General features: G+C 47.8%; 19 protein-coding genes. 6 read left to right on the forward strand and 13 right to left on the reverse strand.

Features of this window, described 5'->3' with window-relative positions; all coding sequences use genetic code 11:
* Window positions 1-18 precede the first annotated feature (18 nt).
* The 6 genes from JK154_RS09825 to JK154_RS09850 are packed head-to-tail and all read right to left on the reverse strand — an operon-like array spanning window position 19 to window position 5,252.
* Window positions 19-675, reverse strand: a complete 657-nt coding sequence (locus tag JK154_RS09825) for an HAD family hydrolase (protein WP_211992366.1) — start codon at window positions 673-675, stop codon at window positions 19-21.
* Entirely contained in the window at window positions 672-1,664 is a 993-nt protein-coding gene (locus JK154_RS09830; RefSeq protein WP_211992367.1) for an ABC transporter ATP-binding protein, read from the reverse strand. The genes JK154_RS09825 and JK154_RS09830 overlap by 4 nt, the downstream gene beginning before the upstream one ends.
* Window positions 1,665-1,666: 2 nt before the next feature.
* Complete coding sequence (locus JK154_RS09835) at window positions 1,667-2,452, reverse strand: ABC transporter permease (RefSeq protein ID WP_211992368.1); 786 nt, start codon at window positions 2,450-2,452, stop codon at window positions 1,667-1,669.
* Between the two features lie 29 nt (window positions 2,453-2,481).
* A complete protein-coding gene (locus JK154_RS09840) occupies window positions 2,482-3,321 on the reverse strand; it encodes an ABC transporter permease subunit (RefSeq protein WP_211992369.1) in 840 nt (279 codons plus the stop codon).
* A gap of 9 nt (window positions 3,322-3,330) precedes the next feature.
* On the reverse strand, window positions 3,331-4,143 hold the full coding sequence (locus JK154_RS09845) for an alkaline phosphatase family protein (protein WP_211992370.1): 813 nt from the start codon (window positions 4,141-4,143) through the stop codon (window positions 3,331-3,333).
* Between the two features lie 50 nt (window positions 4,144-4,193).
* Window positions 4,194-5,252: an ABC transporter substrate-binding protein gene (locus JK154_RS09850; protein WP_211992371.1), complete on the reverse strand. Its 1,059-nt coding sequence runs from the start codon at window positions 5,250-5,252 to the stop codon at window positions 4,194-4,196.
* A gap of 201 nt (window positions 5,253-5,453) precedes the next feature.
* Between JK154_RS09850 and JK154_RS09855 the strand changes: the two genes are divergently transcribed.
* Window positions 5,454-6,164: a UTRA domain-containing protein gene (locus JK154_RS09855; protein ID WP_211992372.1), complete on the forward strand. Its 711-nt coding sequence runs from the start codon at window positions 5,454-5,456 to the stop codon at window positions 6,162-6,164.
* Between the two features lie 117 nt (window positions 6,165-6,281).
* Here JK154_RS09855 and JK154_RS09860 read toward each other — a convergent pair whose 3' ends face one another.
* A complete protein-coding gene (locus JK154_RS09860; RefSeq protein ID WP_211992373.1) occupies window positions 6,282-7,784 on the reverse strand; it encodes an MFS transporter in 1,503 nt (500 codons plus the stop codon).
* 91 nt (window positions 7,785-7,875) lie between these two features.
* Here JK154_RS09860 and JK154_RS09865 point away from each other — a divergent pair, with 91 nt between their 5' ends.
* Entirely contained in the window at window positions 7,876-8,418 is a 543-nt protein-coding gene (locus tag JK154_RS09865; protein WP_211992374.1) for a TetR/AcrR family transcriptional regulator, read from the forward strand.
* Between the two features lie 117 nt (window positions 8,419-8,535).
* On the opposite strand, the gene JK154_RS09870 is transcribed toward JK154_RS09865, so the two are convergent.
* The 5 genes from JK154_RS09870 to JK154_RS09890 form a co-directional block, all read right to left on the reverse strand.
* Window positions 8,536-9,183: a DsbA family protein gene (locus JK154_RS09870; protein ID WP_211992375.1), complete on the reverse strand. Its 648-nt coding sequence runs from the start codon at window positions 9,181-9,183 to the stop codon at window positions 8,536-8,538.
* 280 nt (window positions 9,184-9,463) lie between these two features.
* The gene (locus JK154_RS09875) at window positions 9,464-10,321 is read right to left on the reverse strand and encodes an ABC transporter permease subunit (RefSeq protein ID WP_211992376.1); all 858 of its coding nucleotides are present in this window, start codon (window positions 10,319-10,321) and stop codon (window positions 9,464-9,466) included.
* 2 nt (window positions 10,322-10,323) lie between these two features.
* Window positions 10,324-11,154 carry a sugar ABC transporter permease gene (locus tag JK154_RS09880; RefSeq protein WP_211992377.1) on the reverse strand — a complete coding sequence of 277 codons (831 nt, stop codon included), beginning with the start codon at window positions 11,152-11,154 and terminating at the stop codon, window positions 10,324-10,326.
* A 68-nt stretch (window positions 11,155-11,222) separates the two neighbouring features.
* Window positions 11,223-12,365 carry an extracellular solute-binding protein gene (locus tag JK154_RS09885; RefSeq protein ID WP_211992378.1) on the reverse strand — a complete coding sequence of 381 codons (1,143 nt, stop codon included), beginning with the start codon at window positions 12,363-12,365 and terminating at the stop codon, window positions 11,223-11,225.
* 27 nt (window positions 12,366-12,392) lie between these two features.
* A complete protein-coding gene (locus JK154_RS09890; RefSeq protein ID WP_211992379.1) occupies window positions 12,393-13,436 on the reverse strand; it encodes an ABC transporter ATP-binding protein in 1,044 nt (347 codons plus the stop codon).
* A 159-nt stretch (window positions 13,437-13,595) separates the two neighbouring features.
* Between JK154_RS09890 and JK154_RS09895 the strand changes: the two genes are divergently transcribed.
* From JK154_RS09895 to JK154_RS09910, 4 genes are all read left to right on the forward strand, one after another.
* On the forward strand, window positions 13,596-14,363 hold the full coding sequence (locus tag JK154_RS09895; RefSeq protein WP_211992380.1) for an MBL fold metallo-hydrolase: 768 nt from the start codon (window positions 13,596-13,598) through the stop codon (window positions 14,361-14,363).
* On the forward strand, window positions 14,360-15,379 hold the full coding sequence (locus JK154_RS09900) for a LacI family DNA-binding transcriptional regulator (RefSeq protein WP_211992381.1): 1,020 nt from the start codon (window positions 14,360-14,362) through the stop codon (window positions 15,377-15,379). Before JK154_RS09895 ends, JK154_RS09900 begins: the two co-directional genes overlap by 4 nt.
* Window positions 15,380-15,389: 10 nt before the next feature.
* Window positions 15,390-16,151 (forward strand): inositol monophosphatase family protein, encoded by a 762-nt coding sequence (locus JK154_RS09905; protein WP_211992382.1) that lies wholly within the window; start codon window positions 15,390-15,392, stop codon window positions 16,149-16,151.
* Window positions 16,152-16,385: 234 nt separating this feature from the next.
* Window positions 16,386-17,459, forward strand: a complete 1,074-nt coding sequence (locus JK154_RS09910; protein ID WP_211992383.1) for a DUF1176 domain-containing protein — start codon at window positions 16,386-16,388, stop codon at window positions 17,457-17,459.
* Window positions 17,460-17,606: 147 nt separating this feature from the next.
* Here the strand turns inward: JK154_RS09910 and gadC are convergent, their stop codons facing one another.
* The gene (gene gadC, locus JK154_RS09915) at window positions 17,607-19,184 is read right to left on the reverse strand and encodes a glutamate:gamma-aminobutyrate antiporter (protein ID WP_211992384.1); all 1,578 of its coding nucleotides are present in this window, start codon (window positions 19,182-19,184) and stop codon (window positions 17,607-17,609) included.
* Window positions 19,185-19,199: the final 15 nt, after the last annotated feature.

The raw sequence follows: 19,199 nt of genomic DNA on the forward strand, positions 1-19,199 counted from the left end.
ACCTGAAATCATGCCCGATTAGCTCCAGGCAAAAACAGGCCATCCCTGGCGTCGGGCATGTTGCTGCAAAATAGGATCAGGATTCACCACATTAGGATGACCAACCTTTAACAATAAGGGTAAATCATTATGAGAGTCAGAGTAAAAACTGGCATCCTGCAACTGAGCCATATCCTGATTAATCAGTGTCATCAGACGCGTCACCTTCCCTTCACGGAACGTCATCACCCCCTGGGTGGTGCCAGTAAACACACCATTTTCGATACCAATGCCAATCGCCAGGGTTTCATTCACGCCAAGGTACTGGGCTATAGGCGCGACCAAATGTTCGCCTGAGGCAGAAATAATGACCAGGCGATCACCCTTCGCCCGGTGATGTGCCAAACAGTCTCGTGCATCCTTGTAGACTCGGGGGGCTATCACATCATGAATAAAATGCTGCACACTGTGGGCTACACGGTGCTGAGTATGCCCCTTCAGGGGTTCCAGGGTATAGTTCATATATTCCTGCATATCCATCTCGCCCCGGGCATATTGCTGCATCAGGGCAGTATCCCGCTGCAAGAATACCTCTTCATTTTTGACCCATCCTTGTGACACCATAAAAGCTGACCACAAACTGGAGCAATCCCCGCTAATCAGGGTTTCATCGAGATCAAACAGTGCCAGACTCATGCGACTTCCCGTAAGGTAACAAGATCCAACTGGAGGCCAATTTCAATATCATCGGCAAGAAGTGAGGCCACGGAGCGGTTCAATACATCGACAGATAACTCAATATTGTTCGCCAGTACACGGTAACGAACAATGTTACCCAACAGGCTACGATTGAGAATTCGGGCGGGGATCCCCTGCTCTGGCGCACATATCACTATTGATTCAGGCCGTATCGCCACCTGCGCCTGGTACTTCAGCCCCGTCAGGGCCTGAGCCTGCTCAGGGGATAACAAGTTATAACTACCGATAAATCCAGCAGCAAATGCATTAACCGGCTCGGTATACAGGGTTTCTGCATCGGCGTTCTGCACAATTTGTCCCTTATTCATCAGCACAATACGGTCAGACATGGTGAGTGCTTCTTCCTGATCATGGGTGACAAAAAGAGTCGTCAAATTTAATTCGCGCTGAATTCTGCGTATCTGTTCACGTAAATGTTTACGAATACGGGCATCCAGGGCGGATAACGGCTCATCAAGCAGTAACAAACGTGGCCGAGTCACCAGGGAACGCGCTAATGCCACCCGCTGGCACTGACCACCAGAAAGCTGGTGAGGATAGCGTTTGGCATAATCCTGCATTTCAACCAGTGCCAGAACTTCACCCACACGGCGGCGAATATCATTGACGGGTAGACTTTGCATTTTGAGGCCAAACGCCACGTTACCTTCTACGGTCATATTAGGGAACAAAGCGTAGCTCTGAAACACCATACCGATACCACGTTCCTGGGGACTCAGGGGCACAATATCTTGTCCCTGCAATATAATCTTTCCACTGTCCACCGCTGTAAGCCCGGCAAGGCAGCGTAATAATGTCGATTTTCCGCAACCACTTGGCCCCAGTAACGTCACAAACTCACCTTTTTCGGCGCTGAAATCAATGTCGTTGAAAATCTGTGTCTGGCCGTAATGCTTGTTCAGTGTCGTGACCTGTAAATATGACATGTTCAGCTTTTTTCCTTGTTCAGGGAGTTAGCAATCCAGGTAAAAATCAGGACCACCAAAAAATAGGAAATCACCAACGCACTCGTGAAGTGCCCACTGCCGTTGCGCATGTTAAACAGATACACCTGCAGTGTTTCATAACGGTTGCCCACCAGCAGGTTCGCAAACACAAACTCGCCAATTAAAAAGGAAAAGGAGAGCAGCACCGCAATCATTCCGCCTTTACGCAAATTCGGTAGCACAACCAACAGGGCCGCTTTCCAGGTACTGGCACCCAGCAAGTGCGCCGCATCCATGAGATCACGTAAATGAATCCCTTGCATATTGTTGGCAATGGCGCGGTAGATGAACGGCAACGCGATAGTGAAGTAACAACCTATCAGGATCCAAGGTGTACCGGTCAAAGTTAACGGCCCTGAAGAGTAAAGCGACATCAGACCAACAGACGAGACTACGGGCGGCACGGCAAAAGGCAGTAAAATCAAGACATTCATCAAGGTATCAAGCTTTGGAAAGTAGTAAGCAATGACAAACATCAACGGCAATATCAGTGCCATCGACAAGACCAATGTCCCAAAACAGATCAGTAATGAATGGCCCAGCGCAATCAGGAAACGCGGATCGCTCCACAAAGCAATCATCCATTTAAACGTAAACCCACTTGGCAGAATGGTTGCCCCCCACTCGCTGACTAACGCATAGACCAGTGTCGCCGCCAAAGGTAACAACAAAATGATCATCAAGATCCAAACCACCAGGCGATGGTACCCTCCTTCAATGCGAGACATAGCATCCTCCCTGGTCATTAACCCTATTTTTAGCGCACATTTAAATAACTCCTGCGCAATAACCATTGATGAATCAAAGTAATAAATACCATCAGCACCACCAGTAACATGGCCAATGCGCTGCCCATATTGGGATCGAGAGAGATATCACCGGAAACCAGTGCAGCAATTCGTATTGGTACCACGTTGAAATTACCACTGGTTAAGGCATAAACCGTGGCATAAGCCCCCAGGGCATTGGCCAGCAGGATAATAAAGGTGCCCATTAAGGCGGGAAACATCACCGGCAGTCCAATATATCGCCAGTAACGCCAGCGACCGGCACCAAGCAATGCCGCAGATTCGCGCCATTCTTCACGCAGCCCGTCAAAAGCGGGATAAAGCAGAAGCACGCCGAGTGGGATCTGAAAATAGGTGTAAAGAACAATAAGCCCGTCCCGGGAATAGAGATTAAACCCGTCAATCACACCGTACTTCTTCAACAACAATGTCAGGCAACCGTTCAGCCCGAGCAGAATCACAAAGGCAAAAGCTAAAGGCACACCCGCAAAATTGCTGGTCATATTGGTGAAGGACATTACAAAATCATGCAGTCGGGTTCGGCCTGACTGACGCAAAGAATAGCTACCCACCATGGCAATCAACAGACCGAAGAGGCTCGACCAGATAGAGATATCCAGCGAGAAGCGCATGGCTTGTAAGTAGAAGGAAGACGTCAGTATATCCGTGTAGTTACCCAGTCCCCACTGTTCATAAGTTTCACTGTAAAAACTGCTCACCGCAACCCAGACCAGCGGAGCCAGTTGGAAAGCAATGAAAAAAATTGCAAACGGCAACATAAACAGTGCCGCTAACCACTTAGCTTTCATCGACACTCCTCAGGCTGTGACGAATTGAGCCAGCAAGTCCGCACTGTAGGGCTTGTCATGGGCAACATTGAGTAACTGGCATACTGTGCCGCACAATTCCGTTTGCCGGGGAATCGCATCGTTAAGACTGAAGGCTGAACCGAAGACAAATAGCGGGACTTGACGTTCCTGGGGTAGCACTCCGCCATGGCTACGATCATCATTCATTCCATGGTCGGCGGTGACTATCACTTGGTAGCCTTCAGTTAACCAGCCATCAAGATACTGGGACAGTAAACCATCTGCTTTACGTGCCTTGTTGCGATATTGTGGTGTCGATAACCCAAATTGATGGCCTGCATCATCAATATTCATCGGATGGATCAACAAAAAATCCGGGGAAAAACGGCGACGCAGGCTTTCAGCATCGTCAAAAAGGTGCGAGTCAGGGTAAGTATCATCGTAATAAAAATGCCCATGCTGGATAGCCAGTTTTTCATCACTGGTATGGCGGTCGCGTGCCGGGTCGAATGGCGTCCGGTTATAGAGCTCACTCACCCAGTGATAGGCCGCGGCTGCGGTCGTCAAACCGGCATCGCGGGCATAATGAAAAATACTACGCTGTGTGGAAAGCCTCGCCACCTGATTGTTAACAATGCCACTCTCAACGGGCGTTACACCCGTGAGAATGCATTCATACAGCGGCCGTGACAATGAAGGTAGCTCACATTCCAGTTGATACAAGCGGCCGCGTCCAGCAACACACTGTGCCTGTAAATATCCCATTGCATCATGGGCGACCTGGTAATTCAGGCCATCCAGTACCACTAAAATGCTTTTCATTGAATTATTGCCTTGTTACTAATATGACTAGACTGGTGCACGTGCGTTAACTATTGCTGCATATTGATCATCACGTTTTCTTGCCACAGACGTGGCAGCGTTTTTGCACTCTTATCCCAGGCTTCAGTGTCTGTTATTGGGTGAGCGTTTTTATATTCGCTGGCAGGTAATAACTTGGTTTTCACATCTTCTGGCAACGTAATTTTATCGGCGCGAATAGGACGAGCATAACCACGGGCTAAGTTAATTTGGCCCGCATCAGAGAAGATATATTCACGCGCCAGTTTTGCGGCATTAGGGTGTTTGGCGAATTTATTGATGATGGTGGTGTAACCCGAAGTGATGGAGCCATCTGAGGGGATCAGTACTTCAAAGCGTGAAGTGTCTATCTGATCGCGGTAGTTCAGGCCGTTGAAATCCCATACCACACCGACCTGTACTTCCCCTTTTTCCAGGGAGGCGATAGTTGGGTTCGTCAGCCCCAGACGTCCTTCTTTGGCCAGTTTGCCAAAGAATTCCAGCCCTGGTTTAAGGTTTTTCTCGTTGCCGCCCATGGCATACGTTGCGGCCAGTACGCCGTTAGATGCCTGCGCCGCCGTACCAACGTCACCAATAGTCACTTTATATTTGCCTTTCAGCAACTCAGCCCAACTGTGTGGTTTATCCTGAACTTGGGATTTGTCGATAATAAAAGCAATGGTTCCGGTATAGGCCAGCGCCCACATACCGTCTTTATCCTTCGCCCATGCAGGGATCTCATCCCAGGTTGTCGGTTTATAAGGCTGCGTTACACCTTTCTGTACTGCAATCGGACCAAATGCGGCACCCACGTCGCCAATATCTGCGCTGGCGTTATCTTTTTCCGCAGCAAATTTTGCAATTTCCTGAGCAGAGCTCATATCAGTATCACTATGTTTCAAACCATACTGGCTACTTAAAGCAGCCCAGGTATCTTTCCAGTTTGCCCATGAATCAGGCATACCGACGCTGTTAACCGTTCCTTCGGCTTGGGCGGCTTTGATCAAATCGGCCTGGGGTTCCGCGGCAAAAGCCGAAGAGGAAGAGAGAACTATTGCGCTGGTGAACACTGAAGCGAACAACTGTTTCATAACGGATGCTCCGGATGGTAGTATGCGTGAATGCTGGTCTAGTCCAGCAAGAACAGAGCCAATTTAACGATCAATTATGATGTTTATATTACAGCGCAAAAAACCTGGCTCTTTCTGGCGCAAGCTGCTAACAACACACCATCATTCCGTTCCCGTACTCCATGCTGGTGCCAAAACGCACCGAAATGAGGTTTGTCCACAATGAGTGAATCACTGACCGCCGTGGCGGCTATCTGCCTGAGTTTGCGCGAAGGTATTGCCGCCGGTCTTTTTACTCCCGAGAACCGTCTGCCTTCGGAAAGGGTATTAAGTGAACAATTTACGACGACGAGAATTACCTTACGAGAAGCACTTATTCAACTCGAAGGGCAGGGATTAATTTATCGACAAGTCCGGCGAGGCTGGTTTGTTTCTCCCCCGCGCATTATTTATAACCCGCTGCAACGCAGTCATTTTCACGCAATGGCGAAAGAACAAGGGCGTATAGCAAGAACAGAAGTCATTGATACAAAGAAGTTAATTGCAAGTGATGCCGTATGTTTGAAACTACTATTGCCCAAGAGAAGTACCGTCTACTGCATTCGACGCCTGCGTTACATTGATGAACGCCCCGTGTTGTACGTTGAACACTACCTTAACCCGACATTTTTCCCCCACATTCTTGGGGCTGATTTAACGCAATCACTCACCGATCTCTACCAGTCAAAATATGGAATCAGCTACGGGCGCGTGCGTTTTGATATGCTGCCAACGCGCCTGCCCGAAAGTGCCTCTTCCGCTTTAAAAGTTACATCTGGCAGCCCGGCCCTTTTTATTACTCGCACTAACCGTGACCAGTATGACCGGGTGATTGATTGTGACTTGGAATACTGGCGCTACGACGCATTGCACATCGACGTGGAGGTTAATTAACCGGGACGTGACCGAAATGATCATAAAGAGGGGCCATTTTGGCGCACTTCACTATTTTTTATCTGTGAGCGGATCTCCACAGCACGGCTTGATGATGAGAACGAGCTCAAAACAAAATTACTCATGGGTTGGATGTTGATAATTTCGCAATGTAATAAATGCAGCAACAGCTAACAGAGCAATCATGGTTGCGGCTGTCAGGAGCACAACAGCATGTGAACTGGAAAAGGCTTCACGCCCGGCTTGTGCTAAAGCATTACCCGCTGATCCCAGTTGATCCGCCACAACCATCGTATCACTGACAGAACTGACAGCCCTGGATTGAAGCGCGGCTGGGAAATCTACCGGAAAAACAAGGGTCTTTGAATAAGCTGTTGAAAGTAATACGCCAAAAAAAGTGATACCCAGCCCGGCCCCCAGTTCATAACCTGTGACTTCCAGCGAACCAGTGGCTCCCGCTTTCGCCGGTGGTGCGCTATTCATGATGGCAATCGATGAGGCCGTCAAGCCAATACTGAGCGATACCCCTAATACGACAAGCAACGTGATAACTGGAATATTTGGCTGGTAAAAATCACTGAGGCTTAATCCGCCAAGGCATACCGCTGCCGCCAGTAGGGAAGTCCCGGCGACACTACCCAGCCCGAACCGTGCTGTCGTGTAACCTGCCAGGGGGCCTCCCAGTGCAGATCCGATAGCTAATGGCACCATAAAAATACCCGCCTGTAATGGGGAATAACCGACAACAAACTGTAACTCCTGCGCCAGTGTCAGCTCCACGCCCGTCAACGCCCCACTGGCAACCAGGGCCATAATAATACCAATACGGATAGCGGGCTTACTGAATAAAGAGAGATCCAGCATCGGGTCAGTACTGGAAAGCTGCTGGCGGATGAACCAGGCAAGCAGGCCAAGTCCCACTCCCAGCATCAGGCAGGTAGTCAATAGTGGTGTCTCGACCTTAAACCCGGATTTCACGGCATAAACCGAGGCGAGCAACCCCGCAATAAGTACCAACGCCTGTTTTATTGGCCATTCCCCCTTTGCTGCTGGCGTGTGATGCTGAAGGCTCAGACAGGCAAGTGACAGTACGATTAAAATAACCGGAACATTGATCAGAAAAACAGCACCCCACCAAAAATGTTCAAGCAGAGCCCCCCCAGCCAAAGGACCAAAAGCGGCTCCCGCTGAACCTATCGTGCCCCAGAGCCCCAGAGCAATACCACGTTCTTTAGGATCGTCAAATGTATGCCTGATGATCGCCAGTATATTTGGCATGACCATAGAACCACCTACGGCAAGCAGGATACGCGCGGCAATCAAGAACCCTGCCGTGGGCGAAAAGGCTGCGGCTAAGGAAGCGACCATAAAGATAAATAACCCCACCAGTAACATACGTCGGTGCCCCACCCGGTCTGATAGCGTCCCCATGGGAACCAGTAAGCCAGACATAATAAGTGGATAGATATCAATGACCCACAGAATTTCAGTGCCACTCGCCCCCAGAGCCAGGGTCACCGAAGGGATGGCAATATGCAGAATCGTCATGTCGATGATAATGGGTAAAAATGCCAGAAGAACACAGAGCAGTACAAACCAGCGATTTTGAAAAAATGGCATATAAAAACCTTCGGGTCAGTGAGGGGCATTGCATGGGGATAAACTGAATCGTAATATATATCCGTCCGGACGGTTTTAAAAGAGAAGGGTGATGGGACGACATAAAACAATAGATCGAGAATTACTGCTTAATGCTGCGGAGGCTGTCGTCCTGCGCTCCGGCGCTGGCAGCCTGACTTTTGATGCGGTCGCCAGTGAAGCCGGTGTCAGTAAAGGGGGCGTTCTTTACGCCTTTGCAACCAAAGATGAATTGATTGATGCCATGCTGCGCCGTGTCATGGCCAGTTATGATCACTATGTTGAGGATTTTTTAGCCCGCCAGGGTGACACGCCAAAAAACCGTATTCATGCTTATATTGAGGCGAATAGGAATGAAGACACTGAGGTTATCCAGCGCGCTGTCGCCCTGATGGTGAGCTTTATGCGAGCCCCTGTCTTCCAGAGCGAAACCAGTACATTTTATAAGAATCTGTTTTCGATGTTCGATGCATCAAGTCTGGCGGGTCGCCGCCTCAGGCTGGCGTTACTGGCAACAGAAGGAACCTTTACTCTAAAAGGCTTTGGATTTTATGAATTCAGTGACCAGGAATGGCAGGAGATCCACGACGATATCCTCAGCCTGCTGATCACCTGAAAATATAAGTGCTGTACCAGCCCCTGAAGGACATGGTTTGACCTTTCAGGGGCATTCACCCTTTCCCGGTGGAGTGTGATAATCAGCCTGATGGTGACAATTATTGTCAGTGAAAACTCACTTTTCCAGTAAGAACTTTACCACCTGAGCAAATGCAGCAGGGTAGTCTTCAAGACTGGACACGGCTATACCGCCATTATTTATCTGGAATTTACCATCCACATAAAAGGTCGGTGTTCCGGTAACTTTGAACGCTTTCAGGGCTTCATTTTGTTTCGCAATGGCCGCTTTTACCAGCATACTGCCACGGGCATTGTCATAGGTGTCTGCATCAATGCCAGCCTGAGCAAAAACGGCTTTAATATCATCCACACTCTTCAGTTTTTTGCTTTGTACAACCTCAAAAAGTTTTTTTTCAACTGCGTCAGTTTTCCCCATTGTCATCGCAATGGCCCAGGCCTCGGTGAGCTCATTTCCCAGTGGCCCCATCGCGCCAACATGATACTTAGTGACTGTTTCACCTTCTGGCAAGATTTTATTGATGGCTTCAGCAACCGGATACTTTTCAGCAAACTGATAACAAGGGCCACAATAAAAAGAGAAAAATTCAACCACCTTGGGTGACGAAATGACAGGCGTCGCCAGGGTAATATATTCTTTACCATTTTCAGGCGTAGACTGCGGTGACAGGGTATTAGCCTGTGCTGTAGTGAATAAGCCCAAAACTAAAAATACAAGAGCAGTATATTTTTTATAAAGTGTCATTTGATTGATATCCCTAATTAATTATGCAGGCCACTTCAGTTGAAAAGTGACAAATTCCGGTGACTTTATATTAATGGTATTGTTGAGTGGAACAGATAATAATTCAATAAGATAAATCAATAATTATGCTCAATTATAACCGAATTTTTTCTGTTCGCGAGGACGGGTTAGCGGTATCACCGGTGGTTTAACATCCTTGGCCCGAATTTTGACGAAAAGATGACCGGGCATTCCCTGCCCCACCATCTTTTCGTCAATCTGAACGGCTCATGCTTACTGATTATTTCCCCATTTTCGACAACATCTCAGGACGCATAAATCGATTTATCGTCAGCATAAACAATATCGAGGGAACCAGCAGAATCAAGGCGGTGATTGATGATACCTGGTAGTTACCAGACATGCTGGCGTTATACAGCAGTAAAGGCAGGGTGGTTATTTCCGGGGCACCAACGAAAAATGTTCCGGTAAACTCGTCCAGTGATTCAAGGAACACAAAAATACCGGCAGCAATAATCCCCGGTGACGCTTGTGGCAGAATCACATACCAGAAGGTAAATATCGGGCCAGCACCCAGATTACGAGAGGCTCTGGCTTGAAGAGGATCCACAGCAGAAAATGCAGCCACGCAGATCCATACCGCATACATCAAGCCATGCACACTGTGAACCAGTACCACGCCTGCGATCGTCCCGTTAAGCCCCCACTGGTAAAAAATACGTGCAATGTTCATATATACCGTCAGGTTGGGAAAAGCCTGAGGGATAAGAAACAACAACATAAAGAATATTCGCAGAGGCATGCCCCGCCGTGACAGTGCATAACCAGCGGGGATCGCCATAAATAAGCACAGTATCACTGATAAAACCGCAATAAAAATACTGGTGAATAACGAACTGGACACATCACTATAGGGACTAAATACTTGGTACCAGTATTTCAGCCCCCATTGGCTGGGCAAGGTATGAGGGTAAAACCAACTTTCAGTTACAGTCCAAATCAGTAAATTAACCAGAGGCCCGAACATAATAAAAGTAATGAAAATAACTAACAGGGTTTGCAACAGCAGACTACCGGCAATTTTTTTCCACCCTTTTATCAGAAAATTTTCAGCTCCTGATAGTACATATTGTGTCATTCTTACTCCCCTCCTTTTTGCTGCAAGCTGTGACGCAGATAAAACCAGGAAAGCGCACCACAAATCAGCAGGGATATCACGCCCAAGGCGTTGGCAGACGCATAGTCACTATAGGAATTAACTCGAAAAGCCATATCAACCGTCAGCATAGTAGGCTCCCCTGTTCCTATCATTAAAGGTACTGAAAGTACCGACATCATCACGACAGTGGAGAGAACCAACGCAACACCAATAGCGGGCATCACCTGTGGCAAAATAATGCCAAACAAAATACGTGGCCTCGATGCCCCCAAGTTTCTTGCGGCCAGTATTTGTGCCGGTTCCACGGCGGCCATAGCGCCACAAATTAACAGGGTAGCAAAAGCCAGTTGTTTCCAGACGAAAGTAATAATGATCCCCTTCCAGCCTAACCATGAGAGGGTATCCATGGGGCTGACCCAGTCGGTTGCAACCAGCATATTATTCATCAGGCCATTTTTAGCCAGAAAAGTACGCATCATCTGGGCGGCGACAATAAAAGGGATGAACAAGGGCAAACGATACAGAAAGGCCAGTGCGCGCACCACGCCTTTATAAGGCGATAAAGTAATCACTGCGGAAAGCGTAATGGATATTAACGCCAGTAGTGCCACAGAGATCAAAACGATAATCACAGTAAACAGAATATCGTTGGAATAAAGCGTGAAAACTTTACTGAAATGCTCCAGAGTGAATCCCTGTTTTTTTGATGTAAAAGCAGAGATCAGTGAAAAACCAAGAGGGTAAAGGAACAGAACCACAATCATCAAAGCGGCCGGGCTAATCAGCAAGAGATATTTTAACGATAAGCGCATGACAAACCTTATGGAACAAAAGAGAGATGCTCAGGAGGCAAACCTGTTTGCCCCTGAGCACCAGGAAATCATTTATTGCTAACCTGACTTTCGTAGCCTTCTTTTATATCGTCAAAATAAGGTGCTATCGGGAAGCTTTTTCCGTATTCAGCTAATGCTTTCGGCGATATTTCAGCAAACAGTTTCTGCCAGGTTTGTGCGTCCAGCTTCGATTTCACATGGTCTGCATCAATTCCTGGATACCAGTTGAACTGTTTAACAATGCCTTCGGCCTGCACTTCCGGGCTGGTTGCCAGTTCAATAAACTCACGGGCCAACTGGGGCTGGGCGGCTTTCGCCGGAATAACATAGTACATCGGTTGTCCAGGCATACCAGGGGCTAATAGTGTGAGCTTCAGTGATGGGGGCAACTTCCCTTGGTCTTTCCAGCTATAGAACATATCTACCCATACTGGCCCCATGCTGATCTCTCCCCGTGACAGCATGTCAAGCGTCCCTGCATTACCCGGCGTAAAAGTTACATATTTATTAAAATCTTTTAGTTTCTCAAAAGCTTGTGGCCAATTTTTTTCAACACTTTTATCGTACGGCAATGCGGATAACCGTTTAGCGTCAGTGCCAAAAGCATAGATCCAGCCCACAACAAAACTGACACCCGACATTCCATTTTTGATGCCATTATAACCGAAAGCCTGGGGGTGTTTTTGTACCCAACTCGTCAGTTCTTCATAGGAAGAAGGCGGGGTTTTTATTGCCTCGCTATTCCAGGCTATGGCTGTCTGACTTAAAAACATCGGCATCACATAGCCGTCAACGTTCACACCAAGTGCATTTTTTGCATTATCCGCACTGACCATTGAACCCGTCTTAATTTGCTGGCGATATTTTCCAAGCAAACCTTGATCCACCAGCTCCCCACCTGCTTTTTGATGGACAACGGCAACATCAATATCCCAAGTTTTAGCCCCACTCTCTTTTTGCGCGGCTAATTTTTCAATCACCTTGTTAGAACCCGCATCCCCAGGACCGGTTCCAATGACCCTGACCTTCACGCCAGGGTGGGTTGCTTCAAATTTAGGCCCGAGCCAGGTTTTAACATAGTCCACCATATTTTGGTCACCTGCAGTGGCAACATTTAATACAGTTTCAGCATGTGCCACACTGCTCAGGAATAATGCAGTGACCAGCGCGAGTTTTGTTTTGGTAAACATAAATTGCCCTCGAAATAATGGAATCATTTAAGGTGTATGAAAGGTTTTAAAAATATGTAAGGCGGCTGCTGGCACCTGCAGTTTAATCGTAGAATTCATCGCCCAGCACTGTGGTGAATCCGCAAGAAAGAGATGATTGTGACAACGAATACTATGGCGATAGTGATGCCCAATAAAAGCACTCTGCTCTACAATGCCTTCAAAAATTAATCCCTTTGGCGATTTACCCTGGGTTTTTTCAAAAAGTTCAACATCAGTACTACGGAAATAGATAAAGTTTTCTGGTTGATATTCATCAGCCAAATCAAGATGCATAGCATTACTGCCAGAGGTAGTGACTTCATTTACAGAAATATGATTTTCTGCCCCCATAAAATCAGCAACAAATGGGGTAGCGGGACGTTGATATATATCTTCCGGGGTTCCCACTTGCTCAATTTTGCCATTGTTCAGCACAACAACACGATCAGCCATAACTAAGGCCTCTTGCTGGTCATGGGTAACAATAACAGAGGTGAAACCCAACTTTTTCTGCAACTGTTTTATTTCATGACGCACACTCAAGCGTACTTTCGCGTCAAGATTGGACAGGGGTTCATCCAGTACCAGGACATCAGGTTCTATTGCCAGTGCCCGAGCCAGGGCAACACGCTGACGCTGTCCTCCAGAAAGCTCGGTTATTTTAGCCTCCCCCAGACCACGCAGGTTGACTATCTGTAAGAGTTGCTCAACCCGCTGTTTAATATCATCACGACGCCATTTGCGAAGTTTTAAGCCATAACCAATATTACGCGCTACTGATAAGTGTGGCCATAAAGCATAACTTTGAAAAACCATCGTAATATTACGTTTTTCAGGTTCACTGACTGTAATATCCCGGCCCGCAACGGTGATGTTCCCTTGCTGTACCGGAATAAAACCACAAAGTGCATTTAATAAGGTGGTTTTTCCGCAACCAGAAGGCCCAAGTAATGCAATCATCTCACCTTTCTTCACCGTGAGATTAATATCCTGCAGTACAGTTTTTTCGCCGTAGCTAATTTTAAGTCGGGCAATATCCAGGTAGCTCATTAAGGTGTCCAAACAGTCTGTTAAATTTTTTTGCATCGATGAACACGTGTTCATTTGTTTGTAAAAAAAATGAAACGCAAATCCGACACTATGTGAGCTTACTCTGGCGTCTCTTTGTGACACTTTAATTAAGCGCGCAAAATTTTTTAGCGAGGAAAAATGAAAATAGATATTCTCGGCTGTGGTAGCGCGTTCTCCCGCTGGCAAAATACTTCTGCATTGCGAGTGCTGGACGACAATCACCAATGGCTTATCGACTGTGGTCCGACTGTCCCCAGGGCGCTATGGCAACGTGACGGAGATATCAATGATATTGATGTAATTTTCTTTACCCATGTTCACCCTGACCATTGCGCCGGGCTGATGGCATTACTTAATTACTGGAAAAGTTTTTCCCGCCAGAAACCCCTGATTATCTACAGCCAGGCAGAACAGCGCCCGGTACTCATGCAATTGGCCCGGCTGGCAAACTGGCCTGCCAGTACATTGTCTTTTGAGATTGAATGGCGAGACACAACCACCAGCTGGTGCTGGCAAAACTGGCAAATAGAAACCGCCTTCACACAGCATGAAATCGCCAATCACGCGATTCGCCTCAGTATCGGTTCCCATAGCCTGTTTTATAGCGGTGACGGGCGTCCTACTCCTGAGTCTGTTGCCTTGATGACAGCCAGTGATCTGGCATTTCAAGAGTGTGCATCCCTCACCCCTTTGGCAGACGACGCTTCTCATGGTGACTTCCCCGGCTGTCTTGAATTATTTAATACGCTTGGTCTGCCTCGACTGGGGCTTTATCACTGTTATGACGCAACGTTACCGGAGTTGAAACAAGCCTGTCTCCCCTACCCGGGATTATTCGTCAGTGAGGACGGCTTGCAATATGACTACCAACAACAACAGTTCTCTCACGGGACATATCCACTGTGAATGGGGCTCGTACTAAGCAGAACATCACCGCCCAGGATGTTGCCCGTAAGGCTGGTGTTTCCAGAGCCGTGGTCTCTCGTGCTTTAAGTAATAATGGCAGTATCTCCCCGGATACCCGTGCCCGGGTGCTTCAGGTTGCAGAAGAACTCGGGTATCAAGTCAATTTTTTGGCCCAGGGGCTTAACCGCCGCCGCAGCCATTTAATAGGGGTTATTGTCTCCCATATCAGTGATCCCTTTCGGAGCTCCCTGCTCGATGGTTTGTTGCGGGAAATTCAGCGCCATGGATTCCAGGCCTTAGTGACGGAAATTCATAATGAACAAGAGCTGGCAGAGACTTTACGCAATTTCACTCAATTTCGTGTCTCCGGTGTGATTGTCACTTCCGGTAAACCCCCTGAGGCCTTGGTTAATCAGTGTGTACAGCAGCAGATCCCTGTCGTGGGAATTAATCGTCAGCCTGATATTCCCGGAGTCGACTATGTGTGCTCTGATAATGTGGCAGGTGCCGTACTGGCGGCAGAACAGCTGGTTAAGGGAGGGTGTCGGCGTTTTGGCTGGTTAAATAATAATAATTCCACTTGGGCGGGCAGAATGCGAGGAGAGGCTTTTATCCTGGCATTACAACAGCGAGGGGTCGATACCCTGCAGGATCTTGTCATGCTAATCGCCACAGAGGAAGGGTACGAAGGCGGCTTTCAAGCGGCGGTTCAGAAAACGGAAGGTATTCAAGGGATCTTTTGCGCTAACGCTCAGTTAGCCTGTGGTTTTCTTGATGGTATGCGCCAGCGTGGCAAAAATGCCCCGGACGACTTCCAGCTTATAGGGTTCGATAATACGCCACAAACCGCACAGTATAGTTATCAGCTCACGACATTACATCAGGATGTGAGTGAGATTTCCCGACAAGCGCTGGCGCATTTGCTGGCACGCACCCGTAATCCGGCACACCCGTCACAAATATCATGGGTTAACGTGTCATTAATTCATCGGCGTACATCGCCCTCAACGCAATAAGAGCAGCAGCATGACCGAACAACAGCAGCAAGAATTATGCCATTTGATTCGCCAGCTGGGGGCCAAAGCCCAGTCATTACGTGACGCCGGATTGCAGGTTGAAAGTAAAGGCCGCCAGGATTTTGTTTCCGAAGCGGATCTCTTTGTCGAAGGGGAGATCAAACAGTGGCTGGCGATGCAATTTCCCGAAGACGGCTTTCTGGGGGAAGAGAGTGGACTGGTTCCCGGAACCTCAGGTATCTGGGTTCTTGATCCCATTGATGGTACAACTAATTTTATTCAAGGCATGGATTACTGGTGCATTTCCCTGGCCTATGTGAAAGACCATCGAATCGAGCTGGGTATCATTCATGCCCCTGATCGCCATGAGTTTTTCTTTGCGCGTTATGGAGCCGGGGCATTTCTTAATGACCGACAGTTAACACTCCATGAACCTGCCCCCGATGCGGTCATCATTGGTATGGGACGCTCGAGTCGTGGTTCCGTTGCTCAGTATGCTCATACCATAGAAAATCTGCTCAATGAGGGAATTGAGTATCGGCGGTTTGGTGCTGGTGCGCTGATGCTGGCCCATGTTGCGGCAGGGCAAGTCCATGCTTATTATGAAGCCCATATGAACAGCTGGGATGTTCTGGCTGGCCTGCTATTGATTAACGAGGCGGGAGGAAGCAGTAATGCCTTTCTCGATAATGACGGCTTACTGCAAGGCAATCGAGTTCTGGCCGGAGCCCGATCTCTGTTACCGCGCCTGACTGCACTTTTAGCGCCTTAAGAAAAAGGAGGATCGCGACTCAGTGATACAGCGGTTCTCCATCACTCCCCGCAGTGGATATGTTATCAACACGTGATTTTATCTTGAAAAAAAGACGTATCATTAAATAATGGTATGCCGGGCAATATGATTCACTGGTATGAGCAGCAACCTCCCCGCTATTGTGAGTGCCTTATATGCCATAGGGTTTATCCGTAACAGGCCAGAATAATGTCATTTCAAAATGGAAACACGATGATTCAATTGAAGAATATTCCCGCCATATTCAGCCAGTATACTGGTCAGTTAGCCATACCCGGCCTGATGTTAGCCATTTCCCAGGCGGTACAAGCCACCCCCATACCTGAAGCCATCAATTTCACGCATAAAGACTGGGATCTGACGTGCGACAATACGCTGACTTGCCGAGCCGCTGGTTACTCCGCAGACGAAACAGACCCCGCCGCCACGGTATTGATCACGCGTGAAGCAGGGGCTTCAACCCCTGTGATTAACGAAGTGATGCTGGCGAATTATGACAGTGAAACGGACGATCCGGGCACTTCAGGTATTCCGCAGTTACTTATTGATAATCAATCCCAGGGAGCATTATTAGCGGCTAATGATGACAGCTGGAAAATGAGTGACACCCAGTTTGCTGCTTTTAAGCAAGCCCTGAAACAAGACAAACCCGTCAGTTTTAAAGACTCTGTACACGAGTATATTTTTTCTGGCGCCGGTTCAAGTGCCGTATTACTGAGAATGGATGATGTTCAGGGCCGAATCGGCACTCCTGATGCATTATTCAGAAAAGGAACAAACAGTGAGACAACCGTTAAACCACCTGTCGCCACCCCACTGATTATTAAAGCCCCAGTACAGGATATTCATGGACACGATATGTCCCCCCAGGAAACGGCATTAATTAAACCTCGCATTCTGGCAACCCATAATGCCGCTGCTGACTGTGACGAAGAACTGCTCAATGAAACCTGGCAAATCGCCAGACTCAACAATAAGCAATCACTGATTACAGTTCCTTGCTGGAGAGCTGCATATAACAGCGGTGATATGTATTTCGTTATCGATGATGAGATGAAGAACCCTCCAGTCATGGTGACCGATAGTGCCACAGACTACGAGGACGGTATTCTCTCATTTTCTATGAAAGGCCGCGGGTTAGGAGACTGCTGGAGCTATCAGCAATGGGTCTGGGATGGTAAGCAGTTCATTGACAGTTCCTCCGGAAATACCGGGCGTTGCCGTTTGATCCGCGCAGGTGGCGCCTGGGATATTCCACAGCGAGTGACGCGTGTCGAGACTCGGTGACAAGCTTGCGATTAACGCCACAGATTGAGTTCGGGTTCAAATAACAAACATAAAAAAACCGGAAAGCCAGGCCTTCCGGTTTTTTCTATTTTAAGGCGGTTCGCCAGACATCGTGATTTGTCACCACCAGTCTCACGGCTTTACACCCTATTTTTTATCCTTCTCTTCGGCCGCTGCTGCCCCACTACTTTGCTGATCTACCGCTTTATCATTGTGTACCAAATGCCAGAAAGAACGAGCACGTGGATGGATAAAGAAGTGGTTTGCCGGGGCATTGTGCGTTTTGATGTGCACCATCGTGATACCCGTCTCTTTGCCTCTTTTATCATGCAAGGCATAGATAACAAACGGCACCAAGAAAATAACCACAAAACAAACGCCCAACAGAGTCACATAGGTATCGGCCCCAGAACCTCCTGGTAAAGAACTTGGCGGGAAGAACGAGACGACAAAAGCAAGAATAGAAACAATCAGCCCCGCAGAGGCAATGGCTAACTTAGTCCCTTTACCACCTGGAATATTAAAGACGCGTTTTTTCTCAGGCTGCTTGCATACCAAATGCATATATCCCAGGAACAGCATGAAATAGCTGCACAGATAAATAACCACCGTCAGTGCCAGTGCAATCAGGAATGACATATTGCCACCCCCACCCGTGTTGGTCAGTATGATCAGAGCAACAGTCGTGATTAATAACTGGGAAATCACCAAAGTAACGGGCACGCCATTTTTGTTAACTTTGGAAAACGCTTTCGGCAAAATACCTTTTTGGGCAGCGACATACATCCCTCGTGAAGGGCCAACAATCCATGAAGCGATTTCAGCCAGTACACCCAAGAGTAGTAATGCAGCAATAATGCGTACAGCCCATTCAGCACCCGTGCTAAAGTGCGTCACCAGGACATTAAAGGTTTGGACCACACCCGCAGACAGGTTGATTTCATTGTTTGGAATCACCGCAGCAACCGATAACCCACCAATGGAGCTCAAACAGATGGCGGCAATCATCAGTAACAACATCGCTGCAGGATAGTCCCTGCCTGGGTTCTTCATTTCATTGACATGAGTCGCAGACGCTTCAACGCCCATATAACTTAAAATAAAGGCAACAAAAACGACCAGTGTCCCGATTTTTGTAAAATCCGGAACAAAAGTATCTGCACTGATTTCAATAGCCAGTGGCGCACCACTCATCAGATAGCTGACAGCTAAAACAACTAAGATCAATGCAGGTAATAAGATACCGGCAAAGAAACCCACTTTAGCAATCGTTGCGGTATATTTAGTCCCACCGAACTGAGTAAATGCCAGCCCCCATAAAATCACTAATGCTGCAATGGTTTTTATCACCGGGTTAGTATTAAGCTCTGGCCAGTTGAGGATATAAGACAAGGCACCCAGCACAAAATAGAGCATCGGAATGAAGCCAACGGCAATTTGCAGATACCCGAAAGATATCGCCGCAAATCCCCAGCGCTCCCCCAGGGTATTCGATACCCAGGCAAACACGCCCCCCTCTTCCCAGCCTTCTACAGTTGCCATTTCAGCGGCACAAAGTGCCACTGGAATAAACCACAGTATTCCACCCAGTAAAAGAAAGAAAACCAAACTGAAACCGGATGTGGCGAATGTGGGATATTCATAAACCGCCATAACCATTGATGCCGTTATTGCAAAAAAACCCAATAACGTTAGCTGCTTTGCAGCTGGAGTTGTTGTAGTCATACGAACTCTCTTGAG

The sequence above is a fragment of the Citrobacter sp. JGM124 genome (assembly GCF_018257795.1).
Lineage (GTDB): Bacteria > Pseudomonadota > Gammaproteobacteria > Enterobacterales > Enterobacteriaceae > JGM124.